General features: G+C 62.8%; 17 protein-coding genes. 9 read left to right on the top strand and 8 right to left on the bottom strand.

What is annotated here, in order from left to right:
• The first annotated feature begins 275 nt into the window (after positions 1–275).
• Positions 276–746 (top strand): copper chaperone PCu(A)C, encoded by a 471-nt coding sequence (locus tag ASD76_RS04660; RefSeq protein ID WP_082553602.1) that lies wholly within the window; start codon positions 276–278, stop codon positions 744–746.
• Positions 747–1362: 616 nt separating this feature from the next.
• Here the strand turns inward: ASD76_RS04660 and ASD76_RS18730 are convergent.
• Positions 1363–1497 carry a hypothetical protein gene (locus ASD76_RS18730; protein WP_268760305.1) on the bottom strand — a complete coding sequence of 45 codons (135 nt, stop codon included), beginning with the start codon at positions 1495–1497 and terminating at the stop codon, positions 1363–1365.
• A 158-nt stretch (positions 1498–1655) separates the two neighbouring features.
• Between ASD76_RS18730 and ASD76_RS04655 the strand changes: the two genes are divergently transcribed.
• Positions 1656–3161, top strand: a complete 1506-nt coding sequence (locus ASD76_RS04655; protein WP_055919165.1) for an arylsulfatase — start codon at positions 1656–1658, stop codon at positions 3159–3161.
• 140 nt (positions 3162–3301) lie between these two features.
• Here the strand turns inward: ASD76_RS04655 and ASD76_RS04650 are convergent, their stop codons facing one another.
• From ASD76_RS04650 to ASD76_RS04625, 6 genes are read right to left on the bottom strand one after another with little or no spacing between them, the layout of a single operon-like run.
• The gene (locus ASD76_RS04650) at positions 3302–4474 is read right to left on the bottom strand and encodes an acetate/propionate family kinase (RefSeq protein ID WP_055919162.1); all 1173 of its coding nucleotides are present in this window, start codon (positions 4472–4474) and stop codon (positions 3302–3304) included.
• A 31-nt stretch (positions 4475–4505) separates the two neighbouring features.
• Positions 4506–5477, bottom strand: a complete 972-nt coding sequence (locus tag ASD76_RS04645) for a phosphate acetyltransferase (protein WP_055919160.1) — start codon at positions 5475–5477, stop codon at positions 4506–4508.
• Positions 5478–5502: 25 nt separating this feature from the next.
• Complete coding sequence (locus ASD76_RS04640; RefSeq protein WP_055919158.1) at positions 5503–6927, bottom strand: efflux transporter outer membrane subunit; 1425 nt, start codon at positions 6925–6927, stop codon at positions 5503–5505.
• A gap of 13 nt (positions 6928–6940) precedes the next feature.
• Complete coding sequence (locus ASD76_RS04635) at positions 6941–8068, bottom strand: ABC transporter permease (protein ID WP_055919156.1); 1128 nt, start codon at positions 8066–8068, stop codon at positions 6941–6943.
• 3 nt (positions 8069–8071) lie between these two features.
• Positions 8072–10834 (bottom strand): ribosome-associated ATPase/putative transporter RbbA, encoded by a 2763-nt coding sequence (gene rbbA / locus ASD76_RS04630; RefSeq protein WP_082553601.1) that lies wholly within the window; start codon positions 10832–10834, stop codon positions 8072–8074.
• A gap of 2 nt (positions 10835–10836) precedes the next feature.
• On the bottom strand, positions 10837–11934 hold the full coding sequence (locus ASD76_RS04625) for an HlyD family secretion protein (RefSeq protein ID WP_055919153.1): 1098 nt from the start codon (positions 11932–11934) through the stop codon (positions 10837–10839).
• 424 nt (positions 11935–12358) lie between these two features.
• Between ASD76_RS04625 and ASD76_RS04620 the strand changes: the two genes are divergently transcribed.
• Genes ASD76_RS04620 through pflA form a run of 4 tightly spaced genes read left to right on the top strand, consistent with a single transcriptional unit; the run spans position 12359 to position 18386 of the window.
• Positions 12359–13963, top strand: a complete 1605-nt coding sequence (locus ASD76_RS04620) for an L-serine ammonia-lyase (RefSeq protein ID WP_055919151.1) — start codon at positions 12359–12361, stop codon at positions 13961–13963.
• A 10-nt stretch (positions 13964–13973) separates the two neighbouring features.
• On the top strand, positions 13974–15272 hold the full coding sequence (locus ASD76_RS04615) for an MFS transporter (RefSeq protein WP_055919147.1): 1299 nt from the start codon (positions 13974–13976) through the stop codon (positions 15270–15272).
• A gap of 17 nt (positions 15273–15289) precedes the next feature.
• Positions 15290–17545 (top strand): formate C-acetyltransferase, encoded by a 2256-nt coding sequence (gene pflB / locus ASD76_RS04610; protein ID WP_055919143.1) that lies wholly within the window; start codon positions 15290–15292, stop codon positions 17543–17545.
• Position 17546: 1 nt separating this feature from the next.
• Positions 17547–18386 (top strand): pyruvate formate-lyase-activating protein, encoded by an 840-nt coding sequence (gene pflA, locus ASD76_RS04605; RefSeq protein ID WP_055919142.1) that lies wholly within the window; start codon positions 17547–17549, stop codon positions 18384–18386.
• Here pflA and ppk2 read toward each other — a convergent pair.
• The gene (gene ppk2, locus ASD76_RS04600) at positions 18380–19258 is read right to left on the bottom strand and encodes a polyphosphate kinase 2 (RefSeq protein WP_082553761.1); all 879 of its coding nucleotides are present in this window, start codon (positions 19256–19258) and stop codon (positions 18380–18382) included. The genes pflA and ppk2 overlap by 7 nt on opposite strands.
• A 216-nt stretch (positions 19259–19474) precedes the next feature.
• Here ppk2 and ASD76_RS04595 point away from each other — a divergent pair, with 216 nt between their 5' ends.
• From ASD76_RS04595 to ASD76_RS04585, 3 genes are all read left to right on the top strand, one after another.
• Complete coding sequence (locus tag ASD76_RS04595) at positions 19475–21226, top strand: SulP family inorganic anion transporter (RefSeq protein WP_055919139.1); 1752 nt, start codon at positions 19475–19477, stop codon at positions 21224–21226.
• Between the two features lie 95 nt (positions 21227–21321).
• Positions 21322–22527: a sensor histidine kinase gene (locus tag ASD76_RS04590; RefSeq protein WP_055919137.1), complete on the top strand. Its 1206-nt coding sequence runs from the start codon at positions 21322–21324 to the stop codon at positions 22525–22527.
• 100 nt (positions 22528–22627) lie between these two features.
• Entirely contained in the window at positions 22628–24013 is a 1386-nt protein-coding gene (locus ASD76_RS04585; RefSeq protein WP_055919134.1) for a porin, read from the top strand.
• Positions 24014–24059 lie beyond the last annotated feature (46 nt).

Genomic DNA, 24059 nt, shown 5'->3' with positions numbered 1-24059 from the left:
TACCCCCTGCTAGCGCTACCAAGTGGTACCTACCCGCACAAGGTCCGCTCAGTCACGTAGCGCGACGTTTGACCAATATCGAACCGTAATATGTTGATACTTAGCGCTTCTTTGAGGCGGGCGGTTCACGCGCATAATTTGCATCGCTTTTTTGTCCCACTATAGATGTGGTCCAACAGCCTTGATTTTCGCCGTTGTTGGCGAACGATCCTTAAGGGCTTGGTCGAAGCGCGAGGCGGATCGCAGCTGTCCGCAACGTTGGGGGGTAGATTATCATGCGCCAGTTGGCCTTCGCTTTATGTCTACTAGTTCCGCTCGCCGCCTGCGGGCAGCAACCACAATCCCAATCACCACAAGCTCAGATCGAGGTGAAGGACGCGTGGGCGCGCGACACCGCCGGCACGAAGGCGACCGCGGCAGTGTACATGACCATCACCGCGCAGGCCGGCGACCGGCTCGTCGGCGCTTCGACGCCGATTGCAGGGAGGACGGACCTGATGACAATGCACTCAGACGGCGGCGCGATGGAGATGAAATATCTTGAGGAAATCGCCATCCCGGCCGACAAGCCAGTGAGCCTCGATCCAAGTGGACTGCACGTCTGGCTCGCGGACTTGGACGAGCCGCTCAAAGCCGGGCAAACCTTCCCGATGGTCCTCGAATTCGAGAAAGCGGGCAAGCACCAGGTCGTCGTGTCCATAATCGAACCGGCTGCCACGCCTCCCATGTCTGGGATCCCGATGTAAGGCGGTGTTCCAGGCGTAACTGGCGCTGGTCTCCTTGCTAAACGAACGGCAATTTTCAGAATGACTCGCCGCGACGCTCAACGACGAAGATGGGCGCGAGTCAGACCGGCAGCATCTGGCCGGCAGCGGACCGACCGCTTTCGGCGCTACGCGAGCAAAAGCCGACAGTCCATTTTCGAGTACGGCGACCCACCAGCAGCGACAGCTGATGGTGGCGAGGTGGTCGCCCCGGGCGACATCGATGTGCCAAGGTGGACGTGTTGGGCCGTCCCGAACGAAGGTGCTGGAGTTCTTCCCGGGTCAGCCGCTCTTGGCCGAAGGCAATGAACTTGCCACCAAGCAACCACGCTCGGATGTGACGGGTGTCAGTTGGGCCGGGCGAGGAAATAGCGAACCGGCACGGCTGTTGCCGACGGGCCCGTCTTCGTAGCGGGCGGGCGATTGGGGTGGAGTCGTGACCAATGGATTGCTCCTCACAATTTCTCGTGAGACGGTGCGATCTGAAAAGACCCGCACTTACGGCGACCGCGGCTATTTGGCCGTCCCAGCGCTCAGGGCGCGTTCCAGGTCGGCCGACAGGAAATCCACGTAGGCATCCACCGATGCCGTCGAGCTCTCAGAATGCGACATCGATGCCAACGCGAACGGTGCGTGGGCGAAGCGGGGTCAGCTGGTTGCGCGCTTCAAGACCGAACGGACTGCCGAAGGCGAAGCGGTTCCCGCGCACATCGAAGAGATTATCCACGTCCATTGAGCCTCGCTCGGCAAAATCCCCCGTATCGCCGACGGTACGAAAACACTCGCCCCACTTCGAAGTCCAATCGTCCGATCTCGGTGTTTACCCCAATGTCGACTCCATCCCTCATTTGCGACCGTCCCCCCTGAACCGGACCCAGAGAGGAAATTCCAATGCCCAAAGGTAAACCCAATATCCTCGTCATGTGGGGCGACGACATCGGTCAGTCGAACCTCAGCTGCTACAGCAAGGGCATGATGGGCTATCGCACGCCCAACATCGACCGCATCGCCAAGGAAGGCATGATCTTCACCGACGCCTATGCGGAGCAAAGCTGCACCGCTGGCCGCGCCTCGTTCATCACAGGACAGTGCGGACTGCGCACGGGCTGCACCAAGGTGGGTCTTCCGGGCGCCGAGCTAGGTCTCAAGGCGGAGGACATCACCATTGCCGAGGCGCTCAAGCCGCTCGGCTATCGCACCGGGCAGTTCGGCAAGAACCACCTGGGCGACCGTGACGAGCACCTGCCGACCGCGCATGGTTTCGACGAGTTCTTCGGCAACCTCTACCACCTCAACGCCGAGGAAGAGCCCGAGGAAGAAGACTATCCGAGCGAGAAGGACTTTCCCAACTTCAAGAAGAAGTTCGGGCCGCGCGGCGTGCTGCACTGCTGGGCCGACGGCAAGGGTGGCCAGAAGATCGAGAACACCGGACCGCTCACCAGGAAGCGGATGGAGACCTGCGACGACGAGTTCCTAGCCGCGGCCAAGAAGTTCATCCAAGCTGCGCACGACGCCGGCGAGCCGTTCTTCGTGTGGTTCAACACCACGCACATGCACGCCTGGACGCACGTGAAGCCCGAGAGCAGAGGCCAGTCCGGCCGTTGGCAATCCGAATACCACGACGTGATGATCGACCACGACAAGTGCATCGGCGAGATGCTCGACTTCATCGACAAGCTCGGCATCGCTGACGACACTTTCGTGCAATACAGCACCGACAACGGCCCCCATATGAACACCTGGCCCGATGCCGGCACGACCCCCTTCCGCAACGAGAAGAACTCAAGCTGGGAAGGCGCTTATCGCGTGCCCCTGGTCGTTCGCTTCCCCGGCAAGATCGAAGCCGGGAAGGAGTCGAACGAGATTATCAGCCACCTGGATTGGTTCCCCACCATCCTGGCTATCGCCGGCGAGCCCGACATCGCCGAGAAGCTCAAGAAGGGCCACAAGATCGGCAGCAAGACCTTCAAGGTCCACCTCGATGGCTACAACTTTGTCCCCTACCTCACCGGCAAGGAAGACAAGGGACCGCGCAAGGGCTTCATCTACTTCACCGATGAAGGCGACGTGGCCGCGCTGCGCTATGACCACTGGAAGATGCTGTTCATGGAACAGCGTGTCCCAGGAACCCTGAAGATCTGGCAGGAACCGTTCGTGACCCTACGCACGCCGTACATCTTCAATCTGCGGATGGACCCCTACGAGCGCGCACAGATCACCTCGAACACGTTTTACGACTGGATGTTCCGCCACATCTACCTGCTGGTCCCGGCGCAGGCGATCGTCGGCGAATTCCTGGCCACGTTCAAGGAGTTCCCGCCGCGGCAGAAGGCGGCGAGCTTCAGTCTCGACCAGGTGATTGCGAAGATGACCGAGGCGTCTTCCGGCGGTTCCTAGGCGCATCGGACAGGAATAGGCCTAGCGGGCTCGGGGGAAACGGAGGATGCCCCTGGGCTCGCCTCACTTGCTGCGCAAATGGGATTGGCGGAGATCGCCGGGTTCCGGCCCCATTGTGCGTCAGGTCGACCGTTCCGGGGTCAGCCCGAAAGGACCTCACGGGTATGGCGGGCGATCATTCGTTCCTCGTCAGTTGGGATGACCCAAACATCCACGGCCGCGTCGCTGCGACTGAGTCTTCGTTCGCCGACACCACCAGACTGAACAATGTCGACGCCAAGCCAGGAGCAGCGTTTTGCGACGCGGAGTCGAAGATCATCGTCGTTTTCCCCGATACCTCCGGCAAATATGAGGCCATCAAGTCCTCCCAGTGCCGCAACGAGAGAGCCAATTTCCCGGGCAATGCGATAAATGAAGAGATCGATGGCAAGCGACGCGCGAGGCTCGGTCGATGCTTTAAGCTCGCGCATATCGGATGAGACACCTGACACGCCCAGAAGGCCGGATTTTTTATAGACCAACTCTTCGAGAGCGCGCGCATCCATTCCATGCTGGTCCATCAGGTAGATCAAGACACCGGGGTCAATTGAGCCGCAGCGGGTCCCCATCATCAGCCCTTCGACGGCAGTGAATCCCATCGTCGTTGCCACACTCTCCCCCTTACGGATCGCACACAGGCTGGATCCATTGCCAAGGTGGGCGATGATTGCCCGACCGTTCGCAAGCCAGGGAGCGACTTCACGTAACCGACCGGTGACGTGTTCGTACGACAGACCATGGAATCCGTAACGCCTGATCCCTTCATCGGTCAGTTCTTTGGGCAAGGCGTAGAGCTGGGCCAATTCGGGCTGCGTGTGGTGGAACGCCGTGTCGAAGCACGCCACCTGCGGCATATCGGGAGCGGCTGTCGCAATGGCCTCGATTGCCGCGAGATTGTGAGGTTGATGCAGGGGCGCCAACGGACTGAGCGCCCTCAATTCACCTAGGACCGAGGGGTCGACGCGAACGGGTTCGCTGTACCTGGTCCCGCCGTGAACCACTCTATGGCCAACCCCGGCTACCTTCCTGCCGCCGAGAAGGTCGAGCGAGGAGTGCAGGATTACGTTGACCGCCTCGCGGTGGTCGATTTCCCCGGGTGCCCAATCGCGATCAAGCAGCGCCTCACCCCCTGCATCAGTGACGCGCAGGCGAGGCGCGGTACCCAGTTTCTCAACCTGTCCGCGGAACAACAGCTCGTCGGCGCCTCCATCGGCGTAGACCGCAAACTTGATGCTCGACGAGCCCGCGTTGATGACGGCGATCGGCTCACTCATTTCTTGCGTCCGTGATGAGCGAAGGCGGGCTTCACGGGATTGCTCCGGCGGCACTCGTTCGACGCGCGGCAACAAGGAGCAACGCCACCGCGCAGGATGCGAGGCGGGTCAGAAGCAAGTCCGCTCGACTGGTCAGGATGATCGGAACCCGTGCACCCAGCACGATCCCGGCTGCGTCTGCGCCTGCGAGGAACGACAGGCTCTTGGCCAGCATGTTCCCGGCCTCGAGGTCCGGCACCACCAGCACATTGGCCTGCCCCGCAACCGGTGAGACGATCTTCTTCACCGCCGCCGCTTCCATGCTGATGGCGTTGTCCAGCGCGAGCGGCCCATCGAGGACTCCGCCGGTGATCTGGCCCCGGTCAGCCATCTTGCACAGCGCTGCGGCTTCGAGAGTGGACGCGACGTCGGGATTGATCGTTTCCATCGCACTCAAAATCGCCACGCGCGGCTCTGCCACGCCCATGGCGTGGGCCAGGTCGATCGCATTCTGCACGATGTCGACCTTCACCTTGAGATCGGGGGCGATGTTAACCGCCGCGTCGGTGATGATGAGCGCGTCCGGATGGCCTGGAACGTCCATGATGAAGCAATGGCTGATGCGGCGCCCCGTCCGCAGGCCAGTCTCGCGGGCGACGACGGCGGACATCAACTCGTCGGTGTGCAGGCTGCCTTTCATCAGGGCTTCGGCACGCCCTTCGCGCACGAGTTCCACGGCCTTTGCCGCCGCGTCATGGCTGTGTGCTGCGTCGACAATCTCCAGGCCGCTAGTGTCGATCCCGGCGTCCCTCGCGGCGTGTTCGATCTTCTCGCGTGGGCCGACAAGTATGGGCGTGATGAGTTTGAGGTGCGCCGCTTCCACGGCACTCTCCAGCGAGACCTTGTCGCACGGATGCACGATGGCGGTGACGGCAGGCCCTTCGCGTTGAGCCCGCTCGACCAGTCGCCTGAATTTCTCGTGATTGTCGCTGGCGGTTGAGGAACTCGCTTCGAGGGTCGGCATGATCGGTCTCCACTCGGGCTGAGCCTCAGCCGGGTCGGTTCCACTGGGCGTCGTCCAGCTTCCATCCGCCTCCGAGCGCCTTGTAGAGGCTAACCACAGCCACCAGCTGGGCCTGCTGGACCCGGGCAAGCTCGGCTTCCGCCGGGAAGAGCTGTTGCTGCGCTTCGATCACCTCGAAATAGCTCGCACGGCCGGCGCGGTAGCGGGTGTCGGCCAGTTCGACTGACTGGCGCATCGCTGCCACTTGAGATTCGAGCGAGGCGCGGCGATCGACGAGAGTCTGCTGGGCGGTGAGCGCGTCCGAGGTCTCGCGGAAGGCGACCAGGATCGTCTGCCGGTACTGGGCGACGCTCTCATCCCAGAACGCCTTGCGCTCGTCGTAAATCGATTCAAGCCGGCCGCCGGTGAACAGGGGCCCGGCGAGCCCTATGCCCGCCTGCCAGAGGCCGAACGTGCCATCGAGACCGCCCTGCCCGTTCACCCCGATGACGCCCGCCAGTGTCGAAAGGCCAATGCGCGGATAGAAATCGGCGATCGCCGCGCCGATCTGGGCGTTGGCCCGGATCATGTCCTGCTCCGCCCGTCGGATGTCAGGCCGGCGCCGAACGAGGTCAGTCGTCAGGCCGACCGGGGTTTCCGGCATGCGCTGCGCAGTCAGCGGCTGGCCGCGTTCGATGGCGTGCGGATACCCGCCGGCAAGTACGCTCAAGGCGTTCTCCTGCTCGGCGATCTGGCGCTTGAGGTCGGCAATGCGAGCGCCGGTGGAATCGAGCGCGGCCTTGGCTCGCTCTACGGGCAAGCGGCTATCACGACCGGCTTCGAAGCGTAGCGTGAACAGTTCGTGAGTCTTCTTGAAGACCGCCTGGCTCTCCTCCGCGATGGCCAGCTCGCGGTCGAGTTGGAGCAAGCGGAAGTAGCCGCTCGCTGTGTCGCTGACCAAGGCCAGCATGATCCCCCGCCGGACTTCTTCCTGGGCGTAGAGGTTGGCCCGCGCCGCTTCGGTCTGACGGGCGATGCGGCCCCAGATGTCGAACTCCCACGCGGCTTCGATCACGCCGCCGACCGAGGCGAACTCCGCCGTGCCGATCTCGTCGGGCGTCGGGAGGAAACTCTCCTGGCCGCCGGCGAAGCCATCGACGCCGATCTGCGGGAGACCCTCGGACTTGGCTACACCCACCTGGGCACGAGCCTGTTCGATGCGGGCGACGGCGACCGACAGGTCGTTGTTGTTCTGCAGCGTCTGCGAGATCAGATTCTGCAGGGCAGGATCGTCGAACACCTCCCACCAGGAACGGTCGGCCAGCGAGTTCGCATCGGCCGGCGTTATCTGCGACCGGAACTCGCCCGGTTGCACCACATCTGGCCGGGCGTAGTCGGGCCCCATCACGCAGCCCGCCAGCATCAGCGGAACCAGGGCGACTGCCAGGCGTGGCCAATGAACAATCCGCATATTCGCCTCCAAATCACTGGATCGCAGCGAGCATCTTCCTGAACCGGGTGAGCGTGAAAAATGTGTAGGCCATGCCTATGACGAACATCTTCGCCAGCAAGGGCCAGACCATCGCGGGCGTCGCATCGCGGAACAGCACGGCTTGCGAGAAGCTCACGAAATGGGTTGAGGGCACGAACTGCATGACCTTCTGCAGCAGCACCGGCATGCTCTCGAGCGGAGTTTGCCCGCCGGACAGCAAGCTCATGACAATGAAGGTCGGGAAAGCCAGCAGGCCGAATTGCGGCATCGAGCGGACCATGGTCGAAAGCATGATGCCAAGCGCGGTGACCGAGAACAGGTAGACCATCAGGCCAAAGGCGAAGAGCGGGATCGAGCCGGAGATCGGTACGCCGATCAAGCCTTTGACCACCAGGAACAGCGAGGCCATCGCCGCGACGATCACCACCAGACCGTTAGCCCAGATCTTGGCGAACATCAGCTCGTAGGGCCGCAAGGGCATGACCAAGAGGTGCTCGATATTGCCATGCTCGCGCTCGCGCAGGACGGCCGCACCGCAGAGGAAGATCGCCAGCACCGAGATGTTGTTGATCAACTGGTTGATCGCCACGAACCAGCCTTGCAGCATGTTCGGGTTGAACCGGGCCCGTGTCTGCAAGCCTACGAGCGGTTGGTTGTCGGGGTTGCCACGTCCCGACCAGTACGGTTCGACCGTGCTGTTGATGATGGCCGAGATGTAGCCCGGGCCGCGGCCGGCCTGGCTCATCGCCGTCGCGTCGGTGATGATCTGCACGTCGGGGAAGCCGTCTTCGGCCAGCTCGTCCTGGAACTCCGGCGGAATGTTGATCACGAAGGTATAGCGCCCCCGATCCATGTCCGGATTGATCTCGGCGAAGTCGATGAGGCGCGGCGGCAGGAACAGTGGCGGCAGCATGGCGTCATGGACGGACCGCGAAGCTTCGCTGCTGTCCTCGTCCACGATGGCGATGGAGGCGTTGACGACGTCCATGACCGCGCTCTTCGACGGCGTGTAGATCGAAAAGGTGAAGGTATAGAGGATCAGGAAGATCAGCACCGGATCGCGCGACAGGCTGATCAGCTCCTTTATGCCGAGGTGAAAGATGTGCCAGACTTCGCGCACGGCTCAGGCCTCCTGCTTCTTGAGCAGGGCCACAGAGACCGAGAAATAGACCAGGGCGATGATCGCCAGCGCCAGCAGGCTGGGCCAGAGCGCCTGGATACCTAGCGCCTTGGTGAAAGTGCCGACGCTGATCGATTGGAAGTAGGTACTGGGGAAGATCAGCGATGCCCCCCAGGCCCCTCCGGTCAGGGATGACGACGGCACGAACATGCCGGAGAACTGCACGGCCGGCAGGATGGCGATGATCGCGGCAGCAAAGATCGCCGCGGTCTGTGTCGAAGCGAAAACGGAGATCAACAGGCCGAACCCGGTGCTCGCCAGAACGAAGACCAGTCCACCGATCAGGAGCACAGGCACGCTGCCCTTGATCGGAACCTGGAACAGAATCACCGCCAGCAAGACGAGCGACACGAACTGGATCAGCGCCACACCGATGTAGGGCAGCTGTTTGCCGAACAGGAACTCGGCCTTCGTCGCTGGGGCGGCGTAGAAGTTGGCGATCGAACCGAGTTCTTTCTCGCGCACGACACTGAGCGCGGTGAGCATGCTCGGGATCAACATCAGCAGCAGCATGATGTCGCCTGGCACCATGGCGTAGACGCTTTCGAACGACTGATTGTAAAGCGCCCGGGCCTCGATGTTCACCGGCATCCTGATCGCCGGAGTGCCCTTGTCCCGGCGAAGCGTGGCTTCGTAGGCCTTGTGCGTTGTTTCGACATAGCCGCGGGTCGTTTCCGCCCTGAACGGCACCGCACCGTCGACGTACAGTGCCACCTCAGGACGCCGGCCTTGCTCGACGTCTTCCTGGAAGCCCGCTGGGATATCGAGGGCGAAGCGCAACTCTCCATTGCGCAAGCGCCGGTCGAGGTCCTGATCGCTCAGGATCGGCGCTCGCTCATCGTAGTAGATCGAACCTCGATAGGAATCCGCATAGGCGCGGCTCTCGACCGTCTGGTCGTTGTCGAGCACGGCATAAGTGAGGTTTTCAACGTCGAGCGAAATGCCGTAGCCGAAAACCACCATCAGGAAGAGCGGACCGAGGATCGCGAAGATCAAGCGCACGCTGTCATGGCGCAGCTCAATCGCCTCGCGGCGGGCAAAGGCCCAGACACGTGACCAGCTGAACTTGCCAGGCTCGGCGCCATGCTTGGCGAACTCGATCTCCTCCTGAGCCTGGACGGGAACCTCCTCGGCTCCGGTCTCCGCCTGGACCCTCGCCTTGGCATCCGCGGCCTCGTCTTCGAGATAGCCGATGAAGGCGGCTTCGAGGCTCGGGGCTTGGCGTTGCTTCACCAGTTCGGCCGGCTTGTCCTGCGCCAGCACTCTGCCCTGGTGCATCATGGACATGCGATCGCAGCGCGCGGCTTCGTTCATGAAGTGCGTGGAGAGGAAGATCGTCACCCCATCCTCACGCGACAGCTTGATGAGCAACTCCCAGAACCCGTCGCGCGCCACCGGGTCCACGCCTGACGTCGGCTCGTCGAGGATCAGGACCTCGGGTTCGTGCAACACCGCGACAGCGAGCGAGAGGCGCTGACGAATGCCGAGCGGAATGTCTTCGGCGAGTGTATCGGCGACCGGCCCAAGGCCGAACTTCCCGATGAGTTCCTCGACTCTCTCCTTGCCCTTCTGTGGCGGCAGATCGAACAGTCGGGCGTGCAGGATCAGGTTCTGACGGACGGTCAGCTCGGTGTAGAGCGAAAAGGCCTGCGACATGAAGCCGACCTTGCGGCGGGCGTCGATGTCGCCGCCCTTCATCTCCTTGCCGAACAACAGCGCGCTGCCTTCGGTGGGCTCGAGCAGGCCGGTCAGCATTTTCATGGTGGTGGTCTTGCCGCAGCCGTTCGAGCCGAGAAAACCGAAGATCTCGCCCTTCTCGATCTTGAAGTTGACATGATCGACGGCAGTGAAGTCGCCGAACCGCTGGGTCAGGCCATGGGCCTCGATCGCCGGCGGGCCTCCGGATGACACGAGCGGGGTGATGACCGGTTCGCGATGGCCGGCCTTGGCCTCGGGAGGCAGCAAGGCGATGAAGGCCTCCTCGAGTGTGCTCGAATTGGTCTTCTGCCGCACCTCTTCGGGCGTGCCGGTATCCAGCACCTCGCCCGCGTTCATCACCATCAGCCAGTCGAAGCCCTCGGCCTCGTCCATGTAGGCCGTGGCGACGAGCACGCTCATCTGCGGGCGTCGCTCGCGGATACGGTCGATCAGTTCCCAGAACTGTCGCCGCGCGAGCGGGTCCACGCCCGTGGTCGGTTCGTCGAGGATCAGCAGGTCAGGGTCGTGGATCAGCGAGCAGCACAGCCCCAGCTTCTGCTTCATGCCGCCCGACAGCTTGCCCGCCGGCCTGTCGCGGAAGGGCGAAAGGTCAGTGCTATGGAACAAGTCGGCGATGCGCCATTCGCGCTCTTCCTTCGACTGTCCAAACAGGCGGCCGAAGAAGTCGGCGTTCTCGAAGATCGAAAGGGTCGGGTAGAGGTTCTTGCCCAGGCCTTGCGGCAAGTAGGCGATGCGCTCGGCCACTAGCGTGCGGAACCGGGGATCGCCCATGTCGCCGCCAAGGACGTTGACCTCGCCCTCCTGCATCTTGCGCACCCCGGCGAGCAGGCCGAGCAGCGTGGACTTGCCCACGCCGTCCGGTCCGATCAGGCCGATCATCTTGTTGGCCGGGATGTCGATGCTGACGTTATTGAGCGCGACTACATCGCGGTATCGGTGCGTGACGTTGCGAACGCTCGCGGCAATTTCAAGCTGGGCGGAGTCCACGTTCAGCGGCCGGCATTTTCGGGAGCCTGGAACAGGTTCGCTGGCATCTTGGCGGGCGGCTGCAACTCAGCTGGCCACTGCGCGCCATTGTCGAACCGCACATAGCCGACGCCAGGGACACCGGCTTTCACGAGCGCCTCGTACTGCTGCAAGCGGTCCTTCGGGATCTGCAGCTTGACCCTGAAGGTCAGGTTGTGCCGCTCTTCCTGCGTCTCGACCGTCTTCGGCGTGAACTGCGCGGTCGGCGAGATGTAGGAGACTATCGCCTTGATGGGGTACTGCGGCGCGGAGTCGAGCACGATCCGCGCTTCGGACCCGACCTGGAGCCTGCCGACCACAGTTTCAGGCAGGAAGACGTACATGTAGACGTCGCTCAGATCGACCATCGAAAAGACGCGCCCGCCCGCGCCGACGACTTCGCCGACTTCGGCAAGCCGCCGTTCGACACGTCCGCGGATCGGAGCGACAAGCACGGAGTCCTTGATCTGCGCGCGGATCCTGTCGGCTTCGGCCGCAGCCGCAGCGATGGTCGAGGACGAGCGGCCAACGAGGGCCTGCGAGCCGGTCAGGTCAGCCGACGCTGCAGCGAGGTCGGCGCGAGATCCCGCTACCTGCGCGCGAGTCGAGTTCATCCGCGAGGCATCGAGTTCGGCTTCCTGTTCGCTAACGGCGCCAGTCTTGACCAGGTCCTTCGACCGGGAGAACTGCTGCTGAGCGAACTGATAGTCGGCTTGCTTGGCGTCGATCTCAGCGCGGCGTGCCGAGATCAGGGCGGCCTTGGTGCCGACATCGGCGCGAGCGACTCGTTCGCTCTGCTGTGCCTCGGTCATTACGGCCAACGCCTGCCGGAGCTGGGCTTCGAGCTCGGAGGTGTCGAGCCGGGCGACCACTTGCCCCGCCTTCACCGTATCGCCTTCATTGACGAGGACCTCGGCGATCCGGCCCGGATACTTGGCCGAGATGTAGATCTCGTTGGCCTCGAGCCTTCCGTTTCCACGGGCGAACCCATCAGGCACGTCGTCGCCTGAGAAGTACAGCCAAGCGATGAGTCCGACCACGACGATCCCGACGGCGGCCAGCAGCATGTTGCGCTTCGACATCCAAGCATCTCCGAGAGTTGCTGATGTGGCCCCCCGAGCCAACGAGTCTGGCTACGACTCATCTGGCGTGCATTGCATCGGGACTTATCCTGATGAATTCAGAAACTTTTTACTTAAGTGCCTTAAAAGGGGTGTAACCCCTTGAATCACAATGATTAACATTCGTGATTTTACACAAATGTAACAGCGCATCATTTCGCTAACTATTTGTATAGAAAGGAGCTCATCCCCAGAAAGCCTAGAGAATATCCCATTGAAGTTTAAGATCATCGATTGAGGGTTTAACCCTATTCACTGAACCAGCCCGACAGGAATACCTAAAGTAGAAGGGTTTCATGGGCCGCGACTCCCTTCACTCCCTCGTGCCCGACTAGGCGGCAATGTCGCGATTGACGGGGCGCGGGTCGACAGGAGGGCTTCGGCCATGGATTGTCTGACTCCAGAGGTTAACGGGAGTGCCGAGTCGGCCCTTCCCGAACTCGACTTTTCCGAACCCCCGCTAGGATCTGACCGCCGCGCGTTCATGATGCGCAGCGCGTTGGCGACCGCGGTTGTAGTGCTGACCGGCCGGCCGCTGGCGGCTTTCGCTCAGACCCCGGCACTGGCCCCGATCGTCAATGTCGGCGTCGATCCCAGCCTCAATGTCGTTCAACGAACGAAGGGGCCGGTGATGACGCTGATCGACGAGTTCTACAAAGTCGGTCCCGGACCGTCCTCCTCGCACACGATCGGTCCGATGCGGATCACCTATGATTTCTATCAGCGCGCCAGCAAGCTGCCCCAGGCACAGCTGGACCAGGCCACGGCCCTCAGGGTCAATCTATTCGGCAGCCTGAGCGCCACGGGCAAAGGTCACGGCACCGAACGCGCCGCGCTGGCCGGCCTCATCGGCATGGAGCCCGCGACGACTGATCCGGCGTTCCTGGACGGACTGGCCGCAGACCCCACGCAGAGCTTCAAGGTGAAGCTTGGCTCGAAGGAAATTCCCGTCTCGTTGGCCGACGTCATCTACGACGAGACCAAGGGCGATTTCCCTCACCCGAACACCATGCGGGTCGCTTTGCTGGCCGGCGACAAGCCGTTGTTGGAGCAGGAATACTACTCGGTCGGCGGCGGCTTCATCGAATGGAAGGGATACGAACCGCCCAAGAAGAATCCGCCCAAGTATCCCTATTCCACGATGGCCGAAGCGCTGGCGCACGCGGAGCGCGACAACCTCACCCTGGCCCAACTGATGATGGCCAATGAGACTAGCATCTCCGGTCGCAGCGAAGCCGAGATCAACGCCTTCCTCGACAAGATCATCGCGGCGATGCGGGCCACGGTGAAGACGGGCCTCGAAGCCCCGACGGCCGTGCTGCCGGGACCGATCAAGCTCAAGACCAAAGCCGGCGACGTGTACCGGAACGCGCTCAAGCAGGAGTCTCCGGCCCGGCGCGGCATTGGTGTCGTTTCTGCCGCGGCCCTGGCTGGCTCCGAGGAGAATGCTCGAGGCCACTTGGTGATCACCGCACCAACCGGTGGATCGGCAGGCGTCATGCCGGCCATCGTTTACTCGCTTGGGCCCGACGGCGCGAAGGTATCGGACCAGAAGATTCGCGAAGCCCTGCTCACTGCGGGCTTGGTCGGATACCTGTGCAAGCACAACGCGACGCTCTCTGCCGCCGAGGGCGGTTGCCAGGCCGAGATCGGCGTGGCCTCGGCAATGGGCGCTGCTGCGCTCGCCCAGGCCCAGGATACGTCCAACCAGGTCATGGCGAACGGTGCCGGCGCCGCCCTTGAGCATCACCTCGGCATGACTTGCGACCCTGTTGCGGGCTTCGTGCAGATACCCTGCATCGAACGTTGCGCGTTCGGCGCGGTCAAGTCTTGGACTGGGTTCCTGATGGCGCAGAATGAGATTCCGGCCAATCGGCGCGTCGACCTCGATACCGTGATCACGGCGATGGCGCTGACCGCCAAGGAGATGAACTCGAAGTACAAAGAGACCTCCGAAGGCGGCATGGCCGTCTCGCTGGTACTCTGCTGACGCTGGCGAGATGAACCGGGCCGCGCAGCCGGGCCGTACGGCCCTAGGCATGGTCGCCGCGGCCTGGCTCGTTACGTCGATCTTCTACTTCTACCAGTACATCCTGCGTTCGGCGCCTTCGGTCATGGTGCCGGAGATATCGCTCGGCTTCGGCCTGACGCCAGTCGGCGTCGCCTCGCTGCTTGGGCTGTTCTACTACGCCTACGCGCCCTTCAGCCTCGTCGCGGGCGTGGCTCTCGATCAGTTCAGCCCACGCAAAGTCGTGCCACTTGGCGCGGCCACGGTCGCCATTGGCGCTTTGCTGTTTTCGACTGGCGACGCCACCTTGGCCGGCATTGGGCGCTTCCTCCAAGGCGCGGGCGGCGTCTTCGCGCTGATCGGCGCGGTCACGATCGCTAGCAACTATCTACCGGCAGCACGGGCTGCGACGCTTATCGGTGCGACCCAGATGTTTGGCATGGCCGGCGGTTCGGCGGGGCAATTCCTGGTTGGGCCAGCCATCGCGGGCGGCCTCGAATGGGACCGCTTCTGGCTGATGATGGGCCTGATAGGCTTGCCTCTGGCGGTCGTGCTGTTCCTGCTCATTCCCTCGCAGTCGCCCAAGCCGGTCGCGGCCGAGGCCGGAGAGGGGCGCCTCCAGCAAGCGGGCCGCGCGATGAAGACGGTGTTCATCAACCCGCAGTCGATCCTGTGCGGCGTGATCGCAGGTTTGCTGTTCATTCCGACGACCGTGTTCGACATGGTCTGGGGCGTCCGCTTTCTCGAAGAAGCGCATGACATGCCTTACTCGATGGCCGTGCTCCGATCAGCATCGGTGCCTTTTGGGTGGATCATCGGCTGTCCGCTGCTCGGCTGGCTGTCCGACCGCCTGGGTCGACGCAAGCCCGTGATCGCTGGCGCCGCAGTCGTGCTGTTCATTTGCCTGGCGCTGATCCTCTACGGCCCTCCCGGCTTGCTTCCAGCCTACAGCCTCGGCCTGATCGCAGGCATTGCTTCGGGCGCGGCGATGATCCCGTACACCGTGATCAAGGAAGCAAACCGGCCGGAACACGGCGGGACGGCGACGGGTGTGATCAACTTCATCAACTTCTCGATCTCGGCGCTGCTCGGCCCGGTGTTCGCCGGCTTGTTGATCCGTTCCAGCGGGGGCGGAGCGCGCGAGCTTGAGCACTACCAGGCGACTTTCCAGCCGATGCTCTGGGGCGTGGCGCTGGCCATCGTGCTGACCCTGCTGCTGCGCGAAACCGGATCCGCTGCGCGCCCGACGACAACCGCCCCGCCCCCATCGACCCCGCAAACCCAACCCTGACCCCCTAGGGAGTTCTTATGTCGACCACAGAGCTAGAGCCCGCAGCCGCGAAAGCCGGTGTCGAGGAGGCCTTCAGCGCAGGATTGTGGACCAAGGAAGTCAACGTCCGCGACTTCATCCAGGAGAACTTCACGCCCTACTACGGCGATGAATCCTTCCTGGCGGGACCCACCGAACGCACGCTGGCCATCTGGAAAATACTCCAGGACCTGTTCGTCGAGGAGCGCAAGAAGGGCGTGCTCGACGTCTCGCAGATTCCGAGCTCCATCACCGCCCACGAGGCCGGCTACATCGACAAGGACCGCGAGATCATCGTCGGTCTGCAAACCGAAGCTCCGCTCAGGCGTGCGATCATGCCGAACGGCGGGTTGAGGATGGTCACGATCTCGCTTGAGGCCTTCGGCTACGAGCCCGATCCGCAAGTCGTCGAGATCTTCACCAAGTACCGCAAGACCCACAACGACGGCGTGTTCGATGCCTACACCGAAGACGTCCGCCGTTGCCGCCGCTCGCACGTCTTGACCGGACTTCCCGATGCCTACGGACGCGGCCGTATCATCGGCGACTACCGCCGGGTGGCACTCTACGGCGTCGACCGCCTGATTGACCGCAAGAAGGAGGAAAAGGCCGCACTCGACCGCGAGTGGACGACCCAGGACATCATCCGCGACCGTGAGGAGTTGAGCGAGCAGATCCGCTCTCTCGGCGAACTCAAGGAGATGGCGGCCAAGTACGGCTTCGACATCTCTGGCCCGGCGACCACAGCCCGCGAGGCCGTGCAGTGGCTCTACTTCGCCTATCTCGCGAGCGTGAAGGAACAGAACGGCGCGGCGATGTCGCTCGGGCGTGTCTCCACCTTCCTCGACATCTATTTCGAACGTGACCTCAAGGCCGGGCTGCTGACCGAGGAGCAAGCGCAGGAGATCATCGACGATTTCGTGATCAAGCTGCGCATCGTGCGCTTCCTGCGCACCCCGGAATACGACGCCCTGTTCGCGGGCGATCCCACCTGGGTGACCGAATCCATAGCGGGTATGAGCGACGACCTCAGGCCCTTGGTCACCAAGACCAGCTTCCGCTTCCTGCAGACGCTCTACAACCTCGGACCCGCGCCCGAACCTAACCTGACCATCTGGTACACACCGCTACTCCCCGAACCGTTTCGCCGGTTCACGGCCAAGGCGGCGATCGACACCAGCTCGATCCAGTTCGAGAACGACGAGATCATGCGCAACGCCTGGGGTGACGATGGCGCGATCGCCTGTTGCGTCTCGCCGATGGGCGTCGGCAAGCAGATGCAGTTCTTCGGTGCCCGCTCCAACATCGCCAAGTGCATGCTCTACGCCATCAACGGCGGGCGCGACGAGATCAGCGGGGAGCAGATCGCGCCGCCGTCAGATCCGGTGCAGGGCGACTATCTCGACTTCGACGACGTGCTTGAACGCCTTGAAGCGATGATGGACTGGCTCGCCGGCACTTACGTCAGCGCAATGAACGCGATCCACTACATGCACGACAAGTACGCCTACGAGCGGATCGAGATGGCGCTGCACGACTACGGGCCACTGCGCACCATGGCCTTCGGTATCGCCGGCATGTCCGTCGTGGCTGACAGTCTCTCGGCGATCAAATACGCCAAGGTGAAGGTCATCCGCGACGATACCGGGCTGATCGTCGACTACGAGACCGAGGGCGATTTTCCCAAGTTCGGCAACAACGACAACCGGGTCGACCACCTGGCGACGTGGCTGGTCAGCACGTTTATGTCGAAGCTGCGCAAGTACCCGACCTACCGCAACGCGCTTCACACCCAGTCGGTGCTGACGATCACTTCGAACGTCGTCTACGGCAAGGCGACCGGGAACACCCCCGATGGCAGGCGCAAGGGCGAGCCTTTCGCACCGGGCGCCAACCCGATGCACGGCCGCGACAGCCATGGCATCCACGCCTCCGCGGCCTCGGTGGCCAAGATACCCTACCGCGACGCGGCAGACGGCATTTCGCTCACGACCACCCTGGTCCCAACTGGTCTCGGCAAGGACGAGAATGAGCGCATCACCAATCTCACCGCGATCCTCGACGCCTATTTCGGCGTCACCGGCTATCACATGAACGTCAACGTGCTGAACCGCGAGACCCTGCTCGACGCCATGGACCATCCGGAGAACTACCCGAGCCTAACGATCCGGGTGTCGGGCTATGCGGTCAACTTCGTGCGGCTGACGCGTGAGCAGCAGATGGACGTGATCAACCGCACGTTCCACGGCGAGTAACATGCCGCAGACCGACGCGCCCGTATCGCTCGAGGCCAAGAACCCGTTCGAGATGCGGGTCAAGCTGGGCGAGAAAGTGCCGGAAACGGATGTGCGGTCTGCCCTCAAGACCGGCGACATGGGCTTCCTGCACTCGTTCACCACGGGCTCTGCCGTGGATGGACCGGGCATCCGCCTGGTCGCGTGGACGACCGCTTGCATGTTCCGCTGCCAGTTCTGCCACAACCCCGACACCTGGACCTTGGCGAACGGGATCCCGGTCGCGCTCGATCGCGCGATCGCTGAGATCCAGCGATACGCGAACAGCCTGAAGCTCATGCGGGGCGGCTTTACCCTCTCAGGAGGGGAGCCGCTGATGCAAGACCGGTTCGCCTCGCGCCTGCTTGCCGCGACGAGCCAGATGGGTGTTCACACCGCGCTCGAAACCAACGGCTACTACGGTGAGCGGCTATCCGATGAGGAGTGGGCAAACGTCGATCTCGTGATCCTCGACATGAAGGGGTTCACCTTGGAGCAGCACAAACGGGTGACGGGTGGCTTGAGCAACGAGCCGGTGATGGACTTCGCCCGCCGCCTCGCGGCGCTGCAGCGACCGATGTGGCTGCGCTATGTACTGGTGCCGGGACTGACCGACGTCGACGAGGAGATGAAACGACTGGCGGAGTTCGCCGCGTTGCTTGGCGTGGTGGAGCGAGCCGAGGTCCTGCCCTTCCACCAGCTCGGCCGATACAAGTGGGAGAGGCTGGGTCTCACCTACCAGCTCGAAGGCACCGAGCCGCCCACTCAAGAGTCCATCGACCACGCGACCGCGATCTTCGCGGCCGCCGGCCTCCCTCAATAGACCTGAGAGACGAACCTCACCTTTTCAGGATCGAGCTTGTCGTCGTAGCGGTTCTTGTTCGAACGCTTCGGCAGCTTGGGCTTCTCGTGCTTGATCGGCTCGTAGGGAACTCGCGAAAGGATGTGTCTGATTCCATTCAGGCGAGCGCGCTTCTTATCGTCGCTCGGCAGGACGTACCACGGCGCTATCTCCAGGTCGCTGGCCTCGAACATCTCATCCCGAGCGTGCGAGTAATCGTACCATTTCGTAAAGGACTTGAGGTCCAACGGGCTGAACTTCCACTGACGAAGCGGGTCGTTGATCCGCTGGCGCAAACGGCGTTCCTGCTCTTCCTTGCTGATCTCAAGCCATAGTTTGATGAGGATTATACCGGCATCGGTCGCCCAGCGCTCGAAGATCGGGACGTCCATGAGAAAGCGGCTGACCTGCTTGTCGCTGGCGAAACCCAGCACCCGCTCCACGCCCGCCCGGTTGTACCAGCTGCGATCGTAGATCACGACTTCGCCGGAGACCGGGAACTGTTCGATATAGCGCTGCAAGAAAAGTTTGGACCGCTTCTCGTCCTTGGGCGAGCTAAGTGCGACAACGCGAAAGACGCGGGGACTGACCCGCTCCTTTATCACTCGGATAAGGCCGCTTTTCCCGGCCGCATCGCGCCCTTCGAGGATGATGATCACCCGCTCGCCGCGATCTTTGACCCATTCCTGCAGGTGACATAGCTCGACCTGCAGTTTGGTCAGTTCGTCTTCATAGACCTTGCGAGAGAGCTTCTCCGGCTTCGCCTTGTCTTTCCCGGCAGGCTTCTTGCCCTTCTTCGGCTTGGCGACGTTCTTGGCGTTTTCTTCAAACGGCCTGTGCACTTGCGCTGTCATGTCCGGCCCTCCGGCGAAAAGGAACTGGACCACGGCGCGACGCGTAAAGGTATCAGGAGATATCCCGACGGGAATCCCTGAGGTTATCCGTGTCTACCGCCAGCAACTCGTTGGTTTGGCGCACTCCCTCCCCCAGGTCCGTATTAGGGTTTTGTCGGGGCGAATTGCGGGGAACCCTTGATTGCCCGAACATCGCTGAAGCCTTCTCCTGCACCGATGGGATCGGGAAACACCGAGGGCCCGGAAAGGGCGAGCGGCCATGCATCGCGCCTCTGGAAATTTGCGCCCGGCCTGGCCAGCATTGTCAGCCTCCCACGGAGCCTGATCCCGACCGAAATCGTCGTTGGCATGAGCGTGGCCGCAATCGCCGTGCCCGGCGGCCTGGCGATGGCACAGCTTATGGGAGTGCCAGCGCAAGTCGGTCTTTATGCCTGCATCGTCCCGGCGCTCGTCTACGCCCTTGTCGGACCGTCCTCCCGCTTCATGGTCGTTGGGCCCGATACCGCTACCTGCATGCTACTCGCGGCGAGCGCGACGGCTTTCCGCGCTGTCGGCCCCGATGCCCGAATGGACCTGATCGCCATACTGACTGTGATGGTAGCGGTGATGTGCCTCATCGCCTATTTTGCGCGCCTCGGCCTCATCTGCACGCTGATCTCGCGCCCGGTCCTGCTCGGCTACCTGGCCGGCGTTGCCGCGACACTGCTGTTCGACCAGCTTAGTCCATTGACGGGCGTCGAGCTGGAATCACCTGGTTTGGTCCGTCCTTTGGTAGAGTTGGCCAATCGCGCGGCGGAAATTCACTGGCTGACCGTAGGCTTGGGGCTCGCGCTGTTTGTGGTCCTGCGCCTCGTGAAGCGATACCTTCGGCCGATCCCGGGTCCGATTGTCGTGCTAGTTCTCGCCATTGCAGCCTCGTGGTGGTTCGACTTCGGCCGGCTGGGCGTAGCGCTGGTCGGTGAGGTGCCATCCGGACTCCCCCGCTTCCGCATTCCCGAGAACCCCGGCAACTGGACCGGCTTGGTGAAGGCCGCGGTGGGGATCATGGTTGTAAGCGCTTCGAGCGGGATCATCACCGCTCGGGCGTTCGGCGAATACGTCGGGGCTCGCAGCCGGCCCAACCAGGAACTCGCCGGATTTGGCGTCGCCAATCTGGCGGCGGCCTTCTTCCAGGGTTTTGTGGTCACCGGTTCGGACTCTCGGACCGCGGCCGCGGTCAGCTCGGGCGGTCGGTCGGCGCTGGTCGGAGTGGCGGCGGCCGCATTCGTCGGGCTGGTCGCGATGTTCCTGGTTGGCCCGATCGCCCTGCTACCTAGTGCAGCACTCGCCGCCATCCTCGCTTCGGCCGCGGTCGACCTCGTCGATATCCAAGGCTTTCGCGATCTCGCGCGGATCAATCGTCATGAACTGGTGCTCGCTCTCGTCGCGGTAATCGGGGTGATCTGGATCGGGGTGCTCGAAGGCGTGGTGATCGCGGTTGGGGCCACGCTAGCGCACCTGGTAATTATGGCGGCCCGCCCGCGTGACAGCGTCATGGGTCGCGCGCCGGGAAGCCGATCGCTCGTTACGTTGCGGCGTGATCCGGCGGCGCTGCAATCTGATCAGATCTTGGTCTATCTGTTCGAGTCCTCGCCGTTCTTCGTCAACGCGGACTACTTCGGTGACCGCGTGCGCCTTGCGCTCAAAGCCGCGCCGCGAACGCGCTACCTTGTCCTCGACACCTCGGTAATGATGCATGCCGACAGCATGGCAGTGGCCGTGTTTACCTCGCTGATCGAGGAGCTTGATGAGCGCGGTATCGTGCTCCTGATCGGTGGAGGACACGGTCGCTTCCGGGAGATTCTCTACCGTTCGGGCCTGGCCGAGATGGTTGGCCTGGATCACATCTTCACGACCCCGGAAGAGGCGCTAATGGCGGCGGAGGCGATGCGGGACGGGGAGCGGCCGGCAAGTGAAAGCGGGATTTGAGCCATCGAACTGACGGCCACCCAGTGCGCCATTTCTCCGATCGGTCATCAATCCGACTAGTACCTATCATATCCTGCCGATAAAGGCGGGAGCCAATGACCGATCGTCGAAGCGTTCCCGTCGCTGGGATAGTGATTGCGCTCCTGACCGGGGCGGTCATGGCCTTTGCAGGTACCAATATCCTGCTCGTTCTCGCAGCGATGCTTGTCTGGATCGCTTCGTTCTGGCTGGTTGCAACTCCTCCACCGACGGCAATACCTCAGTCACGCGAAGGCGTGCAGCTCACGGCAACGGGCATGGCTGACCTTATCGAGCACTCGGGCCTGCCCATGTTCATGCTCGATGGCGAGCGGATCGTCGTGGCGAACGCCGCTGCGAGGGAGGCTGTGGGTTCGCATACACTTGGCCAGGATGCGCGCGTACTGTTCCGCCATCCCACAGCGGTGGAGCTCTTGTCGGAGCCGAACGGCGGCAGCGCGACAATCGAAGGACTGACTGGGCCCGGCAGCAGTTGGCAGATGTCGCGTCAATTGATCGACGGACGCTACTCCCTGATCGAACTGGTCAACCGCACGGCCGAAATCGATGTCAGCCGCGCGCACACCGATTTCGTGGCCAATGCCAGCCACGAGCTGCGCACCCCGCTCGCCTCAATCATCGGCTACGTCGAAACCCTGGTCGACGAGGGAGCGGATCTTCCGCCGGAACAGGCCAACCGGTTTCACGCGACGGTCCTGCGCGAAGCCAAGCGCTTGCAGAGCCTAGTCAGCGACCTCATGTCGCTGTCACGAGTCGAGGCCGAGAAGCACGATCACCCACGGGAAAAACTCGATTTCGTCGGGCTCGCCCAGCGCTCGGCGCGCGACGGTGCCGGGCACGACCGTCTTGAGCGCCTCGATCTGGCAGAGCTCGATGGAGAGATCCTCGTACGCGGCGATGAGAAGCAGCTCGAACAGCTGGTCCGCAACCTCGTCGACAATGCGCTCAAGTACGGTGAAGCGGGAACACCGGTTTCGGTAGCCATCGAGCGCGGGGAACGCGACATGGCCGTGCTGACTGTTCGCGACCGCGGCGAAGGTATCCCGGCTGAACATATCCCGCACCTCACCCGGCGATTTTACCGAACCGACCCAGGCCGCAGCAGAGCTGCCGGCGGCACGGGCCTTGGGCTGGCAATCGTGAAGCATATCGTCGAACGGCACCGCGGCCGCCTCGACATCGCCAGTCGTGTCGGCGAGGGGACGACGGTTACCGTGTCACTGCCCGTCGCGGACGGAAATGACTCCACGCAGGCGCAATGATACAGGGCTGTGGACAACGATAAGGGGTGTCATCGTACTGTAATAGTCCGGTCATAGCGCGGTTACGCAACAGACACGTTTGTAAACGGACTTCACCGCAATGCGCTCATTACTGCCGGTCCTCCTCGCCGGTTCCGCCCTAATCGCACCTGGGCCTGCACTCGCCCAGTCGAAGGAGGTCGCCGACCTTCAGCAGCAGATCGCCGCGATGCAGGCAGAGATCGCTCGCCTTGCCGGAAAGGTGGAGGAGCTTCAGGCTCGGGAGCAGACCCGAGATACGGCCCCAGAAACCGCACAGGCTGCCCAGGCTTCCGCTCCGACTACCACTCCAGCGCCCGCTCCGGCACCGGATGCGACGCGCGTTTCATGGAAGGGAGGCCCCGAAGTTTCGGCACCCGGCGGTTGGTCGTTCAAGCCGCGCGGTCGGCTGCAGCTCGACACCGCGGTGATCGACGCGCCTGCATCGGTCGATGCTGGTGACGGCCTTGGCTTCGGCACCGAAGTCCGCCGCGCCTTTCTTGGCGTTGAGGGCACTCTGCCCGGCAACTTTGGATACCGGATGGAAGTCGACGTCGCGTCGTCGTCAGTGGAACTGACCGACGTGTTCCTCACCTTTAAGCCGACGGACAAGCTGACCTTCACTCTCGGCCACCAGAAGGCCTTCTGGGGCCTGGAGGAGCTGACCAGCGACCTGTTCACGTCGATGCTCGAGCGCGGCGCGTTCAACTCCGCGTTCAATTTCGAACGGCGCATCGGGCTCAGCGGCGCCTATTCGAACAAAGACCTTCTGGTGCAGCTCGGGGCGTTCACCGCCAATGCCGAGGACCTCACTGCCGACGAGACCAATAGCTACAGTTTCGACGGCCGGATCGTTTACGCTCCGAAAATCGGTGAGGGTCGCCTGCATATCGGCGGCTCGGCGCACTTCCGCGACCTCAACGACGCGGCGACATCGGTTCGCTACCGCGCTCGCCCCTTCTTCCACACGACCGACGTACGCCTGGTGGACACGGGCAATATCCCCGCCACCGGTGAACGCAGCTTCGGCGCGGAACTGGCTTACGTGCAGGGGCCCTTTCACGCGACGATCGAAGGCCACCAAGTCACGGCTCTTCGTCCTGACCTGAGCAACCCGACCTTTCGCGGCGGGTATGCGGAACTCGGCATGCTTGTGACGGGTGGCGACACGACAGCCTACAAGGGCGGCATCTACGATCGCATTCGCCCGGTAAATCCGTTGTCCAAGGGCGGCATCGGCGCGATCCAGGTGAACGCGCGCTATGACCGGATTGACCTCACCGACGAGGATATCGTGGGTGGACTGCAAAAGGCTGCCGGCCTGTCGGCGATCTGGATCCCCGAGGACTATGTGCGCTTCATCCTCAACTACGGGCACTTGTGGGTCAGCGACGCGGCGATCCCCGCCGGCACCGATCAGGACTACCAGGTCGACACCTTCGGGATGCGTGCGCAGTTCGACTTCTGACGCCAAAAATGTCCGGGATATGACCGGTTCTTGTCTTAAAGCTGTA

This window comes from Altererythrobacter sp. Root672, from assembly GCF_001427865.1.
Classification (GTDB): Bacteria; Pseudomonadota; Alphaproteobacteria; order Sphingomonadales; family Sphingomonadaceae; genus Croceibacterium_A.
This window is presented reverse-complemented; position numbering and strand designations above follow the sequence as displayed.